Origin of the sequence: Streptomyces sp. NPDC051315 (assembly GCF_044455165.1) — a bacterium.
Taxonomy (GTDB): Bacteria; Actinomycetota; Actinomycetes; order Streptomycetales; family Streptomycetaceae; genus Streptomyces.
The window spans coordinates 77,033-91,354 of record NZ_JBITEN010000004.1; the positions used below are offsets into that span (position 1 = coordinate 77,033).

Annotated in this window: 12 protein-coding genes; 6 read left to right on the forward strand and 6 right to left on the reverse strand. The window is 72.1% G+C overall.

The window, feature by feature from the left end; all coding sequences use genetic code 11:
- Positions 1 to 406 precede the first annotated feature (406 nt).
- The 4 genes from ACIBBD_RS09545 (at position 407) to ACIBBD_RS09560 (ending at position 4,560) form a co-directional block, all read left to right on the forward strand.
- A complete protein-coding gene (locus tag ACIBBD_RS09545; protein WP_399418755.1) occupies positions 407 to 538 on the forward strand; it encodes a hypothetical protein in 132 nt (43 codons plus the stop codon).
- A 303-nt stretch (positions 539 to 841) separates the two neighbouring features.
- Positions 842 to 2,560, forward strand: a complete 1,719-nt coding sequence (locus ACIBBD_RS09550; protein ID WP_399418756.1) for a glycoside hydrolase family 6 protein — start codon at positions 842 to 844, stop codon at positions 2,558 to 2,560.
- Between the two features lie 200 nt (positions 2,561 to 2,760).
- Positions 2,761 to 3,714, forward strand: a complete 954-nt coding sequence (locus ACIBBD_RS09555; protein ID WP_399418757.1) for a class I SAM-dependent methyltransferase — start codon at positions 2,761 to 2,763, stop codon at positions 3,712 to 3,714.
- A 90-nt stretch (positions 3,715 to 3,804) separates the two neighbouring features.
- Positions 3,805 to 4,560: an SDR family oxidoreductase gene (locus tag ACIBBD_RS09560; RefSeq protein ID WP_399418758.1), complete on the forward strand. Its 756-nt coding sequence runs from the start codon at positions 3,805 to 3,807 to the stop codon at positions 4,558 to 4,560.
- Positions 4,561 to 4,611: 51 nt separating this feature from the next.
- Here the strand turns inward: ACIBBD_RS09560 and ACIBBD_RS09565 are convergent, their stop codons facing one another.
- The 3 genes from ACIBBD_RS09565 to ACIBBD_RS09575 form a co-directional block, all read right to left on the reverse strand.
- Positions 4,612 to 5,448, reverse strand: coding sequence for an aldo/keto reductase (locus ACIBBD_RS09565; protein ID WP_399418759.1), 837 nt, complete (start codon positions 5,446 to 5,448; stop codon positions 4,612 to 4,614).
- A gap of 142 nt (positions 5,449 to 5,590) precedes the next feature.
- Positions 5,591 to 7,417, reverse strand: coding sequence for an AMP-dependent synthetase/ligase (locus tag ACIBBD_RS09570; protein WP_399418760.1), 1,827 nt, complete (start codon positions 7,415 to 7,417; stop codon positions 5,591 to 5,593).
- A 516-nt stretch (positions 7,418 to 7,933) separates the two neighbouring features.
- On the reverse strand, positions 7,934 to 8,854 hold the full coding sequence (locus ACIBBD_RS09575; RefSeq protein ID WP_399418761.1) for a LysR substrate-binding domain-containing protein: 921 nt from the start codon (positions 8,852 to 8,854) through the stop codon (positions 7,934 to 7,936).
- Between the two features lie 173 nt (positions 8,855 to 9,027).
- Between ACIBBD_RS09575 and ACIBBD_RS09580 the strand changes: the two genes are divergently transcribed.
- Positions 9,028 to 10,071, forward strand: coding sequence for a bile acid:sodium symporter family protein (locus ACIBBD_RS09580; RefSeq protein ID WP_399418762.1), 1,044 nt, complete (start codon positions 9,028 to 9,030; stop codon positions 10,069 to 10,071).
- 105 nt (positions 10,072 to 10,176) lie between these two features.
- Positions 10,177 to 10,716 carry an isochorismatase family protein gene (locus ACIBBD_RS09585; RefSeq protein WP_399418763.1) on the forward strand — a complete coding sequence of 180 codons (540 nt, stop codon included), beginning with the start codon at positions 10,177 to 10,179 and terminating at the stop codon, positions 10,714 to 10,716.
- A 72-nt stretch (positions 10,717 to 10,788) separates the two neighbouring features.
- Here the strand turns inward: ACIBBD_RS09585 and fdhD are convergent, their stop codons facing one another.
- The 3 genes from fdhD to ACIBBD_RS09600 are packed head-to-tail and all read right to left on the reverse strand — an operon-like array spanning position 10,789 to position 14,319.
- Positions 10,789 to 11,637, reverse strand: coding sequence for a formate dehydrogenase accessory sulfurtransferase FdhD (gene fdhD, locus ACIBBD_RS09590; RefSeq protein ID WP_399418764.1), 849 nt, complete (start codon positions 11,635 to 11,637; stop codon positions 10,789 to 10,791).
- Between the two features lie 7 nt (positions 11,638 to 11,644).
- A complete protein-coding gene (locus ACIBBD_RS09595) occupies positions 11,645 to 12,505 on the reverse strand; it encodes a 2Fe-2S iron-sulfur cluster-binding protein (RefSeq protein ID WP_399418765.1) in 861 nt (286 codons plus the stop codon).
- Positions 12,502 to 14,319, reverse strand: coding sequence for an NADH-ubiquinone oxidoreductase-F iron-sulfur binding region domain-containing protein (locus ACIBBD_RS09600; protein ID WP_399418766.1), 1,818 nt, complete (start codon positions 14,317 to 14,319; stop codon positions 12,502 to 12,504). The genes ACIBBD_RS09595 and ACIBBD_RS09600 overlap by 4 nt, the downstream gene beginning before the upstream one ends.
- Positions 14,320 to 14,322: the final 3 nt, after the last annotated feature.

A 14,322-nucleotide genomic window follows, 5' to 3' on the forward strand; every position in this document is an offset into this window, starting at 1 on the left:
TGTGGGGAGGAGCAACAAGCCTTGAACCAGTGGGAGCGCTCCCATAGTGAGGATGGGGGTGAGGGCGGTCAAGGTGCTTGAAGAGTCGAAAAGATTCGACGGCAGATGTTGAGGCAAAGTCAGTGACTCCCCTGTTCTTTGCCGACGCTTGGCGCTAGCTTCGTTGACACCAGTGGGAGCGATTCCATCAGTCGGCGCGTCCGTCTCGACGTGCCCGAGCTGCAAGGAGTCGCTCATGCGACACCCCCCGCACTCAGTACTTCCAGCGTCGCCGGCACGGTCGCCCTCGGGGCGGGCGCGGCCCTGCCCCTCGTGACGGCGCAAGGGAGCCACGTCCGCCCGCACGGTGAGGTCACACCGGGCTGGAACGCCACGTCGTCCCCCGTCCCGCACGACCGTTACCGCGGTGAACGAGAGTCACGACGGCGTCCACGGCACCGGCGCGAGCGTCAGCGCCGGGTTCCTCGCCACCCGGGCGGGGAGCAACGCCGTACCGACGACGTTCGAGCTCGACGGCACGACCTGCGACAGTGGCTGACCCCCAGGCCGACCGGCCCGGCGGGCCGTCCCGCCGCCCGGCACGGGCACGACGTCAACTCCCGCGCCGACGCGAGCCGCCGGAACTCCACGCTCGCCCCGGTCGCCGCCCAGCTCCCCTCTCCGACCACGCCGGGACCCCCACGGCGTACGACATCGGGCTGCGCGACCACCTGCGCGCCCTGAACGGATGTCCCCCACCGACCGGCACCGGCACCGACCGGCGCCCGCACCGACCGACACCCGTACACCAGAAGGAAAGCGCACCGACCGACACCCGCAGACGAGAAGGAAACCCGCACTCATGAGCCGTAGCAGAACAGCGATACTCGCCGCGCTGGCGCTGGTCGCCGGTGCCTCCGGGACGGCGCTCGCGGTCGTCCCCGGCGACGCCGGCATCGCCGCCGTGCCCTGCACCGTCGACTACAAGGTGCAGAACGACTGGGGCAGCGGCTTCACCGCCAACGTCACCGTCACCAACAACTCGGCCGCCAAGTCCAGCTGGGCGGTGAAGTGGACGTACGCCGGGAACCAGAAGGTCACCAGCGGCTGGAACGCGAAGGTCACCCAGTCCGGTACGGCCGTCACCGCGGCCAACGAGGGCTACAACGGGGCACTGGCGACCGGCGGTTCGGTCAGCTTCGGGTTCCAGGGCACCTACAGCGGCACCAACGCCGTCCCGGCCACGTTCACCCTCGACGGCGTGACCTGCAACGTCGACAGCGGCGGCCCCACCACCCCGGGCCCGACCGACCCCGGCACCCCCGGCAGCAGGGTCGACAACCCGTACGCCGGCGCCAAGGTGTACGTGAACCCCGAGTGGTCGGCGAAGGCCGCCGCCGAACCGGGTGGCAGCCGCATCTCCAACCAGCCCACCGGTGTCTGGCTGGACCGCATCGCCGCGATCAACGGCGTCAACGGCGGTATGGGCCTGCGCGCCCACCTCGACGAGGCGCTGCGCCAGAAGGGCTCCGGCGAACTCGTCGTCCAGCTGGTCATCTACAACCTGCCGGGACGAGACTGCTCGGCCCTCGCCTCCAACGGCGAGCTCGGCCCGACGGAGATCGACAAGTACAAGACGCAGTACATCGACCCGATCGCCGCGATCCTCGCCGACTCCAAGTACGCCGGGCTGCGGATCGTCACCACGATCGAGATCGACTCGCTGCCCAACCTCGTCACCAACACCGGCAGCCGGCCCACGGCCACCCCGCAGTGCGACGTGATGAAGGCCAACGGCAACTACCAGAAGGGCGTCGGCTACGCGCTGAACAAGCTCGGTGACGTGCCTAACGTCTACAACTACATCGACGCCGGGCACCACGGCTGGATCGGCTGGGACGACAACTTCGCCCCCTCCGCCAACCTGATGAAGGAGGCGGCCACCACCGAGGGCGCCACCGTCAACGACGTCCACGGTTTCATCACCAACACGGCCAACTACAGCGCCCTGAAGGAGAACAACTTCACCGTCAACGACTCGGTGGCCGGCAAGTCGGTCCGCGAGTCGAAGTGGGTGGACTGGAACCGCTACGTCGACGAGCTCTCCTTCGCCCAGGGCTTCCGCAACCAGCTGGTGACGGCGGGCTTCAACTCGGGCATCGGCATGCTGATCGACACCTCCCGCAACGGCTGGGGCGGCACCGCCCGGCCCGCCGGCCCGGGCGCCACGACCACCGTCGACACCTACGTCGACGGCGGCCGCTACGACCGCCGTATCCACATCGGCAACTGGTGCAACCAGTCCGGCGCGGGCCTCGGCGAGCGTCCGCAGGCGTCCCCGGCGGCCGGGATCGACGCGTACGTGTGGATGAAGCCGCCGGGTGAGTCCGACGGCGCCAGCAAGGAGATCGCGAACGACGAGGGCAAGGGCTTCGACCGGATGTGCGACCCGACGTACACCGGCAACCCGCGCAACGGCAACAACCTGTCGGGCGCCCTCCCCGACGCCCCGCTGTCCGGGCACTGGTTCTCCGCCCAGTTCCAGCAGCTGATGCGGAACGCCTACCCGCCGCTGTCCTGACCGGGTGAGACGCGGGCGGAGTTCCCACCGGGCACGTCCCGGTGGGAACTCCGCCCGCACCGCTTCCGGTGACGGCCGGGAGGGAGTGCGTGTCGGGGTGCGCGTTCCGCACCTCGTTTTTGCCGCATCGGCAACAGCGGTGGCCCCGGTCCGGTGCGTCGGCGCACCCTGTCGGCATCCCGGACGAGAGGCTGACCACCATGGCGCACCAGCAGCACGCACACCACGGCCACCAGGCCGGGGCTCACGGCCACCAGGCCGGGGCCCACGGCCGACAGAGCCACGGCCACGGACATGGCCACAGCCACGGCACCGACATCGACTGGGCCGAGATGGCCCCGCACCTGGAGGCCCAGGCCGAGCTGTTCACCCCCCTGTACGAGCGGGCCCTGTCCTGGCTGGGCAAGGAGGTGACCGAGCCGGGCCTGATCGTCGACGCGGGCAGCGGCCCGGGCGTCGTCTCCTGCCTGTTCGCCGAGGCGTTCCCCGGCGCCCGCGTCCTGGCCGTCGACGGCTCCGAACCGCTCCTGGAACGGGCCCGTGCCCGGGCCGCCCGCCTCGGGTACGGCGACCGCTTCGGCACGCTCGCCGGCGAACTGCCCGACATCCTCGATCAGTTGGACTACCCGGCCGACCTGCTGTGGGCAGGCCGCAGCCTGCACCACCTCGGCGACCAGCGGGCCGCGCTCGCCGCGTTCGGCGAGCGGCTGGCGCCCGGCGGCACGCTGGCGATCATGGAGGGCGGTCTGCCGCCCCGGTTCCTGCCGCGCGACCTGGGGCTCGGCCGCCCGGGCCTCGACGCGCGGCTCGACGCGCTGGAGGCCGAGTGGTTCGCCCGGATGCGGGCCGACCTGCCCGGATCCGTCCACGAGACCGAGGACTGGCCGGCGCTGCTGAACGCCGCCGGTCTGCGGCACACCCGCACCCGCAGCTTCCTGCTCGACCTGCCGGCCCCCGTCTCCGACCGGGCCCGCGCGTACGTCACCGCCTCCCTCTCCCGGCTGCGGGACGTGTTCGGCGACGCCCTCGACGCCGACGACCGCGCCGTGCTGGACCGGCTGCTCGACCCGCAGGACCCGGCGGGCGTGCAGCGCAGGCCGGACGTGTTCGTCCTGGCGGCCCACACCGTGCACACGGCCGTCAAGCCGGCCTAGGGTCCCCGGCCCGGCCTGTCCGGGCTTGACTTGGAGAGCGCTTCAAGTGGTGGACTCCGTGCCGTTCACGCAACGCGATGGGGGTACACCATGAGCAACTCTCCGGCCGCATCCGACGCATCCGAGGCACCCGCCGTGTCGGATGCGGCCCCGGCGCCGGTCGCACTGATCACCGGCGGCGGCAGCGGCATCGGCGCCGCCGTCGCACGGCGGCTGCTGGACGCCGGGTACCGGGTCACCGTCACCGGGCGCGGAGAGGAGCGGCTGCGCGCCTTCGCCGCGGAGCTCGGTGAGCCGGAGGAACTGTTGACGGTCGTCGGCAGTACGGCGGACTACGGCTGCGTACAGTCGGCGGTCGACCGTACGCTCCGGGCCCACGGTCGACTGGACGCCGTCGTCGCCAACGCCGGCACCGCCACCCACGACTCCGTGGCCGAGGGCGATCCGACCGGCTGGACCGACATGGTCCTGACGAACGTGCTGGGTCCCGCCTTCCTCATCCGCGCCTCCGTCGACGCCCTCAGGCGGACCCGGGGACGGATCGTGCTCGTCGGCAGCGTCGCCGGTTTCGTGCCCACGCCGGGCAACGTCTACGGGGCGACGAAGTGGGCGGTGACCGGGCTCGCGGAGAACACCCGCCGTCAGGTCACCGAGTGGGGCGTCGGGGTGACCCTGGTCGCGCCGGGCCGCGTCGAGACCCCGTTCTGGGACGGTTACGGCAGCCTGCCGCCCGGGCACCTGCTGACCGCCGACCAGATCGCCGACTCGGTGGTGTGGGCGATCCGGCAGCCCGAGGGCGTCGACGTCAACACGGTCGTCGTACGGCCCATCGGGCAGCCCAACTGACGCGTCGGGGGCGCCCCCGGACCGGGAGCGCCCCCGACGGGGAGCGGACGCTCAGCCCAGGTCGAACTCGGCCGGGTCCGGACCGATGCGCCGGTCCTCGTTCAGCGCGCTGATCGCGGCCAGGTCCTCGGTGTCCAGGCTGAAGTCGAACACCTCGATGTTCTCCTTGATCCGGGACGGCGTCACGGACTTCGGGATGACGACGTTGCCGAGCTGGAGGTGCCAGCGCAGCACGACCTGGGCCGGGGTGCGATCGTGCTTGCGGGCGATGGCGACGATCGCCGGAACCTCCAGCAGACCCTTGCCCTGGCCCAGCGGGGACCAGGCCTCGGTGGCGATGCCCTGCTCCGCGTGGAACTCCCGCGAGGCCTGCTGCTGCAGGTGCGGGTGGAGCTCGATCTGGTTGACCGCCGGGATGACCGACGTCTCGCCGATCAGCCGCTCCAGGTGCTCCGGGAGGAAGTTGGAGACGCCGATGGCGCGCGTACGACCGTCCGCGAGGAGCTTCTCGAACGCCTTGTAGGTGTCGACGTACGTGTCCCGGGCGGGCAGTGGCCAGTGGATGAGGTACAGGTCGACGTAGTCCAGGCCCAGCTTCTCGAGCGAGGTGTCGAACGCGCGCAGCGTCGAGTCGTACCCCTGGTCGCTGTTCCAGAGCTTGGTGGTGACGAAGATGTCCTCGCGGGGCACGCCGGCGGAGGCGATGGCCTTGCCGGTGCCCTCTTCGTTGCCGTAGATCGCCGCTGTGTCGATGCTGCGGTACCCGGCCTCCAGCGCGGTGGTGACCGCCTGCTCCGCCTCGTCGTCCGGCACCTGCCAGACGCCGAAGCCCAGCTGGGGCATCTCGACGCCGTTGTTGAGGGTGATCGGGGGAACCTTGCTGCTCACGAGCTCTTGATCCTTCGGTTGTCCGTCAAGTGTTCCTGCCATCGTCAACGATCACGAGGCGCAATGCATTCCTGACCCCCGCATTCCCAGCCGACGATCGTGTCACTCCTCAGGACGGCCCCCGCCCGCGGACTCGGTGACCTCACGTGCGGTACAGCGCGTCGACCTCGTCGGCGTAGGCGTTCTCGATGGCCCTGCGTTTCAGCTTCAGCGACGGGGTGAGCAGGCCGTGCTCCTCGGTGAAGGGCTGGGCGAGGATACGGAAGGTGCGGATCGACTCCGCCTGCGACACCAGCGTGTTCGCGGCGACCACGGCCCGGCGCACCTCCGCCTCCAGATCGGGATCGCGCACCAGTTCGGCCGGGGTCAGCCGCGGTTTCCGGCGCATCTGCAGCCAGTGGTCGACCGCCTCCTGGTCGAGGGTGACCAGCGCGGCGACGAACGGCCGGTCGTTGCCGACCACGATGCACTGGTTCACCAGCGGGTGGTCCCGCACGCGTTCCTCCAGCAGACCGGGCGAAACGCTCTTGCCGCCGGACGTGACGAGGATCTCCTTCTTGCGGCCGGTGATGGTGAGGTAGCCGTCCTCGTCGAGGGAGCCGAGGTCACCGGTGGCCAGCCAGCCGTCGTGCAGTGTCTCGTCGGTGGCCTTGGGGTTGTTGAGGTAGCCCTGGAAGACGTTGTCGCCGCGCAGCCAGATCTCGCCGTCGTCCGCGATGTGCACGGTCATGCCCGGGATGGCCTGGCCCACGGTGCCGTAGCGGGTGCGGCCGGGAGGGTTCGCGGTCGCGGCCGCCGTCGACTCCGTCAGGCCGTAGCCCTCGTAGATCTGCACCCCGGCGCCGGCGAAGAACAGGCCGAGCCTGCGGTCCATCGCGGAGCCTCCGGACATGGCGTGCCGCACCCGGCCGCCCATCGCGGCGCGCACCTTGGAGTAGACGAGCTTGTCGAACAGCTGGTGCTGCATGCGCAGTCCCGCCGAGGGACCGGGCCCGGTGCCCCAGGCCTTGGCCTCCACCGCCTCCGCGTAGTTCACGGCCACCTCGACGGCCTTCTCGAACGGCCCCGCCCTGCCCTCCCGCTCGGCCTTGCGGCGGGCGGCGTTGAAGACCTTCTCGAAGATGTACGGCACGGCCAGGAAGAACGTCGGCCGGAACGCGGCCAGGTCGGGCAGCAGGGCGGCCGCCTGCAGCTGGGGCTGGTGGCCGAAGCGGACCCTGCCGCGGATCGCGGCGATCTGCACCATCCGCCCGAAGACGTGCGCGAGCGGCAGGAACAGCAGCGTCGCCGCCTCGTCGCCCTTCTGGGAGTGGAAGACCGGTTCCCAGCGCTCGATGACGGTGTCCGCCTCGAACATGAAGTTGCCGTGCGAGATGAGGCAGCCCTTGGGCCGGCCGGTCGTACCGGAGGTGTAGATGATCGTGGCGACCGAGTCGGGCGTGACGGCCTCCCGGTGTCGGTGCACCACGTCGTCCTCGATGGAGGCGCCCGCGTCGTACAGCTCCTGCACGCACCCGGCGTCCAGCTGCCACAGACGCCGCAGCCGCGGGAGGCGGTCGATGACGGTGGCGATCGTCATCGCGTGGTCCTCGTGCTCCACGACGGCGGCCGTGACCTCCGCGTCGTACAGCATCCAGCAGCACTGTTCGGCCGAGGAGGTCGGGTAGACGGGCACCACCTGGGCGCCGATGGTCCACAGGGCGAAGTCGAAGAGGGTCCACTCGTAGCGGGTGCGGGACATGATCGCGACGCGGTCACCGAAGCGGACGCCCTGGGCGAGCAGGCCCTTGGCGAGGGCGAGGACCTCGTCGCGGAACTCGGCGGCCGTCACGTCCCGCCACTCGCCCTGCTCGTCCTTGCGCCCGAGGGCGACGTACCGGGGGTCGTCCCGGGCGTGCTGGAAGACGACGTCGGCCAGCCCGCCCACCGGCGGTGCCAACGCCAACGGAGGGTTGGTGAACTCGCGCAAACCCCGCACCCCGCTTCTCGTGGCCCCACAGCGCCGTGAAAGCTACCCCACGCCCGGACGGGGCGGGAGGGGGCCGGAAAGCGAGCGATGCTCTCGTCCGGGCTGGTCAGGGACGCAAAATGCGCGCACATGCGGAAGGGTCGGACAGGAAACTGACGGATGAGTAAGTTTCGGTGCCGTAATCTCCACCGAATCTGCGCGCTCCGCTCACGCGGCGCGGCCCCGCCCGCCCGGCCGGAGCTCCGGGCACCCGGGCGCCCCCCCGCGCGGGCGTCACGTTCCCCGATGCGGCGGGCCGGCCGCACGTCCGCGGCCTCCCTACGGACAGCGCCGCCGCCGCGCATTCCGTTACGGCGCCCCGTCACCTGTCGCCACCCATCAGGGCCCCCGCGCCGTACGGTCCGCAGCCCGCGTCCGGTACCGCCCGGCAGCGCGGTATCGCGGCCGCCGTCGCGGCGGTGCGGCGGCGCGGGGGCCGGCGGACCGACGTCGCGGCGGCGGGGCCGGCGGATCGGCTCACATGGCGGCGGCCGGGCCGTCGGGCCCGGCCGACGCGGTGGGGCGTGGGCGTGTCCCGCGGCGGTGCAGCCGGTCGCCTCCCGCCAGGATCGCCGCGGCCAGCGCGTCCGCCGCGCCCTGGGCGGACGTGCGGCGCCGGCCGTGCACGAGGACGAAGTCCACCCGGCCCAGCTCCGGCAGGCCCCACCGGTCGGGGACACGGACCAGACCGGGCGGGATCAGCCCGCGCGAGTGCGCCATCACGCCCAGGCCGGCCCGGGCCGCCGCGACCAGCCCGCTGAGGCTGCCGCTCGTGCACACGATCCGCCACGCCCGCCCCTGCCGCTCCAGCGCCTCCATGGCGAGGGCCCGGGTGATGCCGGGCGGCGGGTAGACGATGAGCGGGACCGGGCGCTCGGGGTCGGGGCGCAGCCGTTCCGCGCCGATCCACACCAGCTCGTCGTGCCAGACCAGCTCACCGCGTGGATCCTCCGGACGCCGCTTGGCCAGCACCAGGTCCAGCTTTCCGGACGCGAGCTGCTCGTGCAGTGTCCCGGACAGCTCCACCGTCAGCTCGAGATCGACCTCGGGGTGGTCGTGGCGGAAGCCCTCCAGGATCTCCGGCAGCCGGGTCAGCACGAAGTCCTCCGAGGCGCCGAACCGCAGCCGGCCGCGCAGCCGGGTGCCCGTGAAGAACGCCGCCGCCTGCTCATGGACCTCCAGGATGCGGCGCGCGAACCCGAGCATCGCCTCGCCGTCCTCCGTCAGCTCCACCGAGTGCGTGTCCCGGGAGAACAGCGTCCGCCCGGCCGCGTCCTCCAGACGCCGTACGTGCTGACTGACCGTGGACTGCCGCAGCCCGAGCCGCCGGGCGGCCTGGGTGAAACTGAGCGTCTGGGCCACCGCCAGGAAAGTGCGCAGGTGGGAGGGGTCGTACATACCGGCCACCGTACCCGGTTATCGCGGCCTGTGATGACAGTCAGAGCAGTATGACGGATTCCCGATCACGGGGACGAGGGGGACGATGGAGGGGGGCCCTGCGGGCCCGCGCACCGTGAACGAGACCGAGCGCACCCGAGCAGGTGACGCACCCGAAGAGCAAGTGGAGCACCGTGAAACGCCTGCGTTGGCCCGGCCGGCTGCCGATCGACCCCTACATCCTGCTGCTGCTCGGGACGGTGGGCCTCGCGGCACTCCTCCCGGCGCGCGGCGACGCCGCCGACGTGGCCTCCGGCGCCTCCACCGCCGCGATCGCCTTCCTCTTCTTCCTCTACGGCGCCCGCCTGTCCACCCGTGAGGCGCTGGACGGACTGAAGCACTGGCGGCTGCACGTCACCGTCCTCGCCTGCACCTTCGTGATCTTCCCGCTGCTCGGGCTGGCCGCCCGGGGCCTCGTCCCGGTGTTCCTCACCGAGCCGCTCTACCAGGGACTTCTGTTCCTCACCCTCGTCCCCTCCACCATCCAGTCCTCGATCACCTTCACCTCGATGGCCCGCGGCAACGTGCCCGCCGCCATCTGCGCCGGCTCCTTCTCCTCCCTCGTCGGCATCGTCGTCACCCCGCTGCTCGCGGCCACCCTCCTGGGCAGCACCGGCGGCGGGTTCTCCGCGGACTCCCTGGTCGAGATCGTGCTGCAGCTGCTCGTGCCGTTCGTCGCCGGGCAACTGCTGCGCCGCTGGATCGGCGGCTTCGTCACCCGCCACAAGAAGGCCCTCGGCTACGTCGACCGGGGCTCGATCCTCCTCGTCGTCTACACCGCGTTCAGCGAGGGCATGGTCCAGGGCATCTGGCACCAGGTCAGCCCCGCCCGGCTCGCCGGACTGCTGGTCGTGGAGGCCGTGCTGCTCGCCGTGATGCTCGCGCTGACCTGGTACGGAGCCAAGGCGCTGCGCTTCGACCGGGAGGACCGGATCGCCATCCAGTTCGCCGGCTCCAAGAAGTCCCTGGCCGCCGGCCTGCCGATGGCGAGCGTCCTGTTCGGCGCGCACGCCTCCCTGGCGGTGCTGCCGCTGATGCTCTTCCACCAGATGCAGCTCATGGTGTGCGCGGTCATCGCCAAGCGCCGCTCGCGCGACCCGCAAGCGGAGCCCGCCACCACGCCGGGGTCCGCCGCAGCGTCCCGAACCGCGGTCGACACGGGGCCCCGGTCGCGCTGAGCCCGGCGGCGCGGGGCCCGCCGGCCTCCGCCGAACGCGGCCGGTTCACGAAATGGTCGAGCCGGATTTCCGGTACGGACGGCTGGCGGGGGATAACGTTCCGTCATGACCGCACCCCTCGCGCTGGACCCGGCGCGCACCGCACTCGTCCTCATCGATCTGATGGACCGCATCGTCGCGCTGCCCCTGGAGCCCCGCAAGGGCGCCGAAGTGCTGACTGCCGCCGAGGAGCTGGCAGCCGCGTTCCGCGCGGCCGGGGCCCTCGTCGTGCTCGTCCGCGTCGAACGGCCCGGCGTCGCCGAGCAGCCGCCCGGCAGCGGTCTGGCCGACGGGCTGGCGCGCGACGGCGACGTCGAGATCGTCAAGCGGACCATCGGCGCTTTCCAAGGGACGGGCCTGGACGACCGCCTGCGCCGACACGGCGTGACCACCCTGGTGTTCGGCGGCATCGCCACCAACCTCGGCGTCGAGTCCACCGCCCGCGCCGCCGGGGACCTCGGCTACGACCTCGTCTTCGTCGAGGACGCGATGGCCGCGCTCACCGGCGCCGAGCACGAGGCGTCGGTGCGGCTCGACTTCCCCCGGCTGGGCACGGTCGTGCGGACCGACGAGGTGCGGTTCGTGGCAGGGCGAGCGGAGGGCTGAGACGGGGCCCCTGCGGCGCAGGGGGCGCTCCCCGCCGGTCGGGGCCCCGCCGCCGTGCCGCGGGCAGCCGCCTCAGCCCCGGGCGGTCGCGGTCCGCAGGGCGATGCGGTCCTCACCCGCGTACACGTTCATGGAACTGCCCCGCAAAAAGCCCACCAGGGTCAGTCCGGTCTCCGCGGCCAGGTCCACCGCCAGCGACGAGGGCGCCGAGACGGCCGCGAGCACCGGGATGCCCGCCATCACGGCCTTCTGCGCCAGCTCGAACGAGGCCCGGCCCGACACCAGCAGAATCGAGCGGGACAGGGGCAGCTCCCCGTTCTGCAGGGCCCGCCCGACCAGCTTGTCGACCGCGTTGTGCCGGCCGACGTCCTCCCGGACGTCCAGCAGTTCGCCGTCCTCGGAGAACAGGGCCGCCGCGTGCAGGCCCCCGGTCCGGTCGAAGACCCGCTGGGCCGCCCGCAGCCGGTCGGGGAGATCCGCGAGCAGCTCCGGTTCGACCCGCACCGGGGGAGTGTCGGCGATGGGCCAGCGGGCCGTCGTACGGACCGCGTCCAGGCTCGCCTTGCCGCACAGGCCGCAGGAGGACGTGGTGTAGACGTTCCGCTCGAGGGTGATGTCGGGGATCGTGACGCCGGGGGCGGTCTTCACGTCGACCACGTTGTAGGTGTTCGATCCGTCCGCTGTCGCCCCGGCGCAGTAGACGATGTTCAGCAGATCGGATGCGGCGGCCAGTACCCCCTCGCTGACCAGGAAGCCGGCGGCCAGCGCGAAGTCGTCACCGGGCGTGCGCATGGTGATGGCGAGCGGTCTGCCGTTGAGCCGGATCTCCAGCGGCTCCTCGGCCACGAGCGTGTCCGGCCGGCTGGAGACGACCCCGTCGCGTATGCGGAGCACCTTGCGTCGTTCGGTGACTCGTCCCATGTCGTGATCAGCCCCGGTTCTGTACGTGCTGGTAGCCGAAGCGGCCCTTGATGCAGAGGTTGCCGTGGGTCACCGGGTTGTCGTGCGGCGAGGTGACCTTCACGATCTCATTGTCCTGCACGTGGAGCGTGAGGGCGCAGCCCACACCGCAGTACGCGCACACCGTCGTCGTCCGTGTCTGCGCCGACTCGTCCCACGTGCCCGCCGCCCGCCGGTCGAACTCCGACCTGAACGACAGCGCCCCCGTCGGACACACCTCGATGCAGTTGCCGCAGTAGACGCACGCCGAGTCGGTCAGCGGGGCGTCGTGCTCGACGGCGATCCGGGCGTCGAAACCGCGTCCCACCACGGAGATCGCGAAGGTGTTCTGCCACTGGTCGCCACAGGCGTCGACGCACTTGTAGCACAGGACGCACTTGTCGTAGTCGCGGACGTACAGGTCGTTGTCGAGCCTGGGCCGCTCGTTCAGGCGGGCCGCGTCGGGGCCGAAGCGGTCCGGCTTCGCCTCGTACTCCTTGAGCCATTCCGCAACCAATGGTGTCGTGGAGAGATCGACCGAGGACGCCAGAAGCTCGAGGACGATCTTGCGGCTGTGCCGGACGCGTTCGGTGTCGGTACGCACCTCCATGCCGGGTTCCGCCCGGCGGGAGCAGGCCGGTACGAGTGTGCGTGAGCCCTCGACCTCCACGACGCAGACACGGCAGGCGTTCTTCGGGGTGAGCGTGTCCCCGTGGCACAGCGTCGGCACGTCCTTGCCCGCCGCCCGGCACGCGTCGAGTACGGTCGAGCCCTCCGGCGCGCGGACCGGCTCGCCGTCGAGGGTGAACTCCAGCAGCCGACGGGGGATTCCCAGCGGTGTCACGGTCATTCGTACGCCCCCAAGCGGTCGATGGCGGATTCCACGGCGTTCCACGCGGTCTGCCCCAGACCGCAGATCGAGGCGTCCCGCATCGCCCGCCCGACCTCCCTGAGCAGGGCGATGTCGTCGGCGGCGGCCGCGCCCGTCCGGTCCGTGATCCGGCGCAGCGCCTCCTCCTGGCGGACGGTTCCGACCCGGCACGGCACGCACTGGCCGCACGACTCGTCACGGAAGAACTCGGCGATGCGCAGCAGGAGCCGAGGCAGCGGAACGGTGTCGTCGAAGGCCATCACGACCCCCGAGCCGAGCGTCGTGCCGGCCGCCCGCGTGCCCTCGAAGGTGAGGGGGATGTCCGTCTCGTCGGGCCGTACGAAGCCACCGGCCGCCCCGCCGAGCAGCACCGCGCGCAGCCGGCCGCGCACCCCGGCCCGGGCGAGGAGCTCGCCCAGCGTCGTCCCGAACGGCAGCTCGTAGACACCGGGCCGCTCCACGCTGCCCGACACGCAGAACAGCTTCGGACCGGTGGACCCGCCCGTGCCGACCGCCGCGTACGCCGGCGCCCCCATGGTCAGGATCGGCAGCACGTTGACCAGCGTCTCCACGTTGTTCTCGACCGTCGGCCTGCCGAACAGGCCCTTCTCCACCGGGAACGGCGGCTTCGAGCGGGGCTCGCCCCGGTAGCCCTCGATGGAGTTGAACAGGGCCGTCTCCTCGCCGCAGATGTAGGCGCCCGCGCCCCGGCGGATCTCGATGTCGAAGGAGTAGCCCTGGCCGAGGATGTCGTCGCCGAGCAGACCACGGGCCCGCGCCCGGTCGACGGCGTGGTGCATGCGGTGCAGGGCCCGCGGGTACTCGCCGCGCAGATACAGGTAGCCCCGGTGCGCGCCGACCGCGTACGCGGCGATCGTCATCGCCTCGACCAGGGCGTACGGGTCGCCCTCCATCAGCACGCGGTCCTTGAAGGTGCCCGGCTCGGACTCGTCGGCGTTGCACACCAGATAGTGCGGACGGTCGGGCTGGGACGCCGTGGCCTGCCACTTGCGGCCGGTGGGGAAGGCGGCGCCGCCGCGCCCGAGCAGCCCGGAGTCGGTGACCTCGCGGATGACACCGGCGGGACCGAGCGCGAAGGCGCGGCGCAGCGCGGTGTAGCCGCCGTGGGCCCGGTAGTCGTCGAGGGACGCCGGGTCCACGACACCGACGCGGCGCAACAGGACGAGGCCGTCGTCGCCGGCCTGCGGGACCGCCGACACCGCGGGCGGTTCCTCCGGCGCGGAGTCCGGCGCGGTCGCGGCGAGCACGGCCTCGCGTACGGTCGCCGGCGCCGACACCGCCGTACGCACCGGGTCGCCCGCCCTGATCGCGAGGGCGGCCGGGGCGCGTTCGCACAGGCCCAGGCAGGGGCCGCGCTCGACGTGGACGCCGGGGCCGAGGCCGGCCTCGACGCCGGCGCACAGCTCCTGCGCGCCGGCGGCCGCGCACGCGAGGTCCGTGCACACGTGCAGGACGGTCGACGGGCGGGGCCTGACGGAGAACATCGCGTAGAAGGTGGCGACCCCGTAGGCCTCCGCCGGCGGCACGGTCAGGCGGCGGCACAGGTAGTCGAGGGCGCCCTCACTGATCCAGCCGACCCGGTCGTTGACGGCGTGCAGTCCCGGCAGCAGCAGGTCGCGCCGGTCTCGGGCCTCCCGTCCGCCACGCGCCCACCGCAGGTCCGCGTCGGTGCGGTCGGCGCCCTCCCAGGCGGACTGCGGGGGACCGAGCAGGGCGTCGACGGCCGCCCGTTCGTCGTCCGTCGGTTTGCTGTCGCCGAAGTGCAGGTCCACGAC

Excerpts from the sequence above, each read along its gene's own strand:
- ACIBBD_RS09575 (WP_399418761.1), bottom strand. The coding sequence starts at position 8,854 with ATGTACGACCCCTCCCACCTGCGCACTTTCCTGGCGGTGGCCCAGACG.
- ACIBBD_RS09555 (WP_399418757.1), top strand. The coding sequence starts at position 2,761 with ATGGCGCACCAGCAGCACGCACACCACGGCCACCAGGCCGGGGCTCAC.
- ACIBBD_RS09560 (WP_399418758.1), top strand. The coding sequence starts at position 3,805 with ATGAGCAACTCTCCGGCCGCATCCGACGCATCCGAGGCACCCGCCGTG.
- ACIBBD_RS09595 (WP_399418765.1), bottom strand. The coding sequence starts at position 12,505 with ATGACCGTGACACCGCTGGGAATCCCCCGTCGGCTGCTGGAGTTCACC.
- fdhD (WP_399418764.1), bottom strand. The coding sequence starts at position 11,637 with ATGGGACGAGTCACCGAACGACGCAAGGTGCTCCGCATACGCGACGGG.
- ACIBBD_RS09550 (WP_399418756.1), top strand. The coding sequence starts at position 842 with ATGAGCCGTAGCAGAACAGCGATACTCGCCGCGCTGGCGCTGGTCGCC.
- ACIBBD_RS09585 (WP_399418763.1), top strand. The coding sequence starts at position 10,177 with ATGACCGCACCCCTCGCGCTGGACCCGGCGCGCACCGCACTCGTCCTC.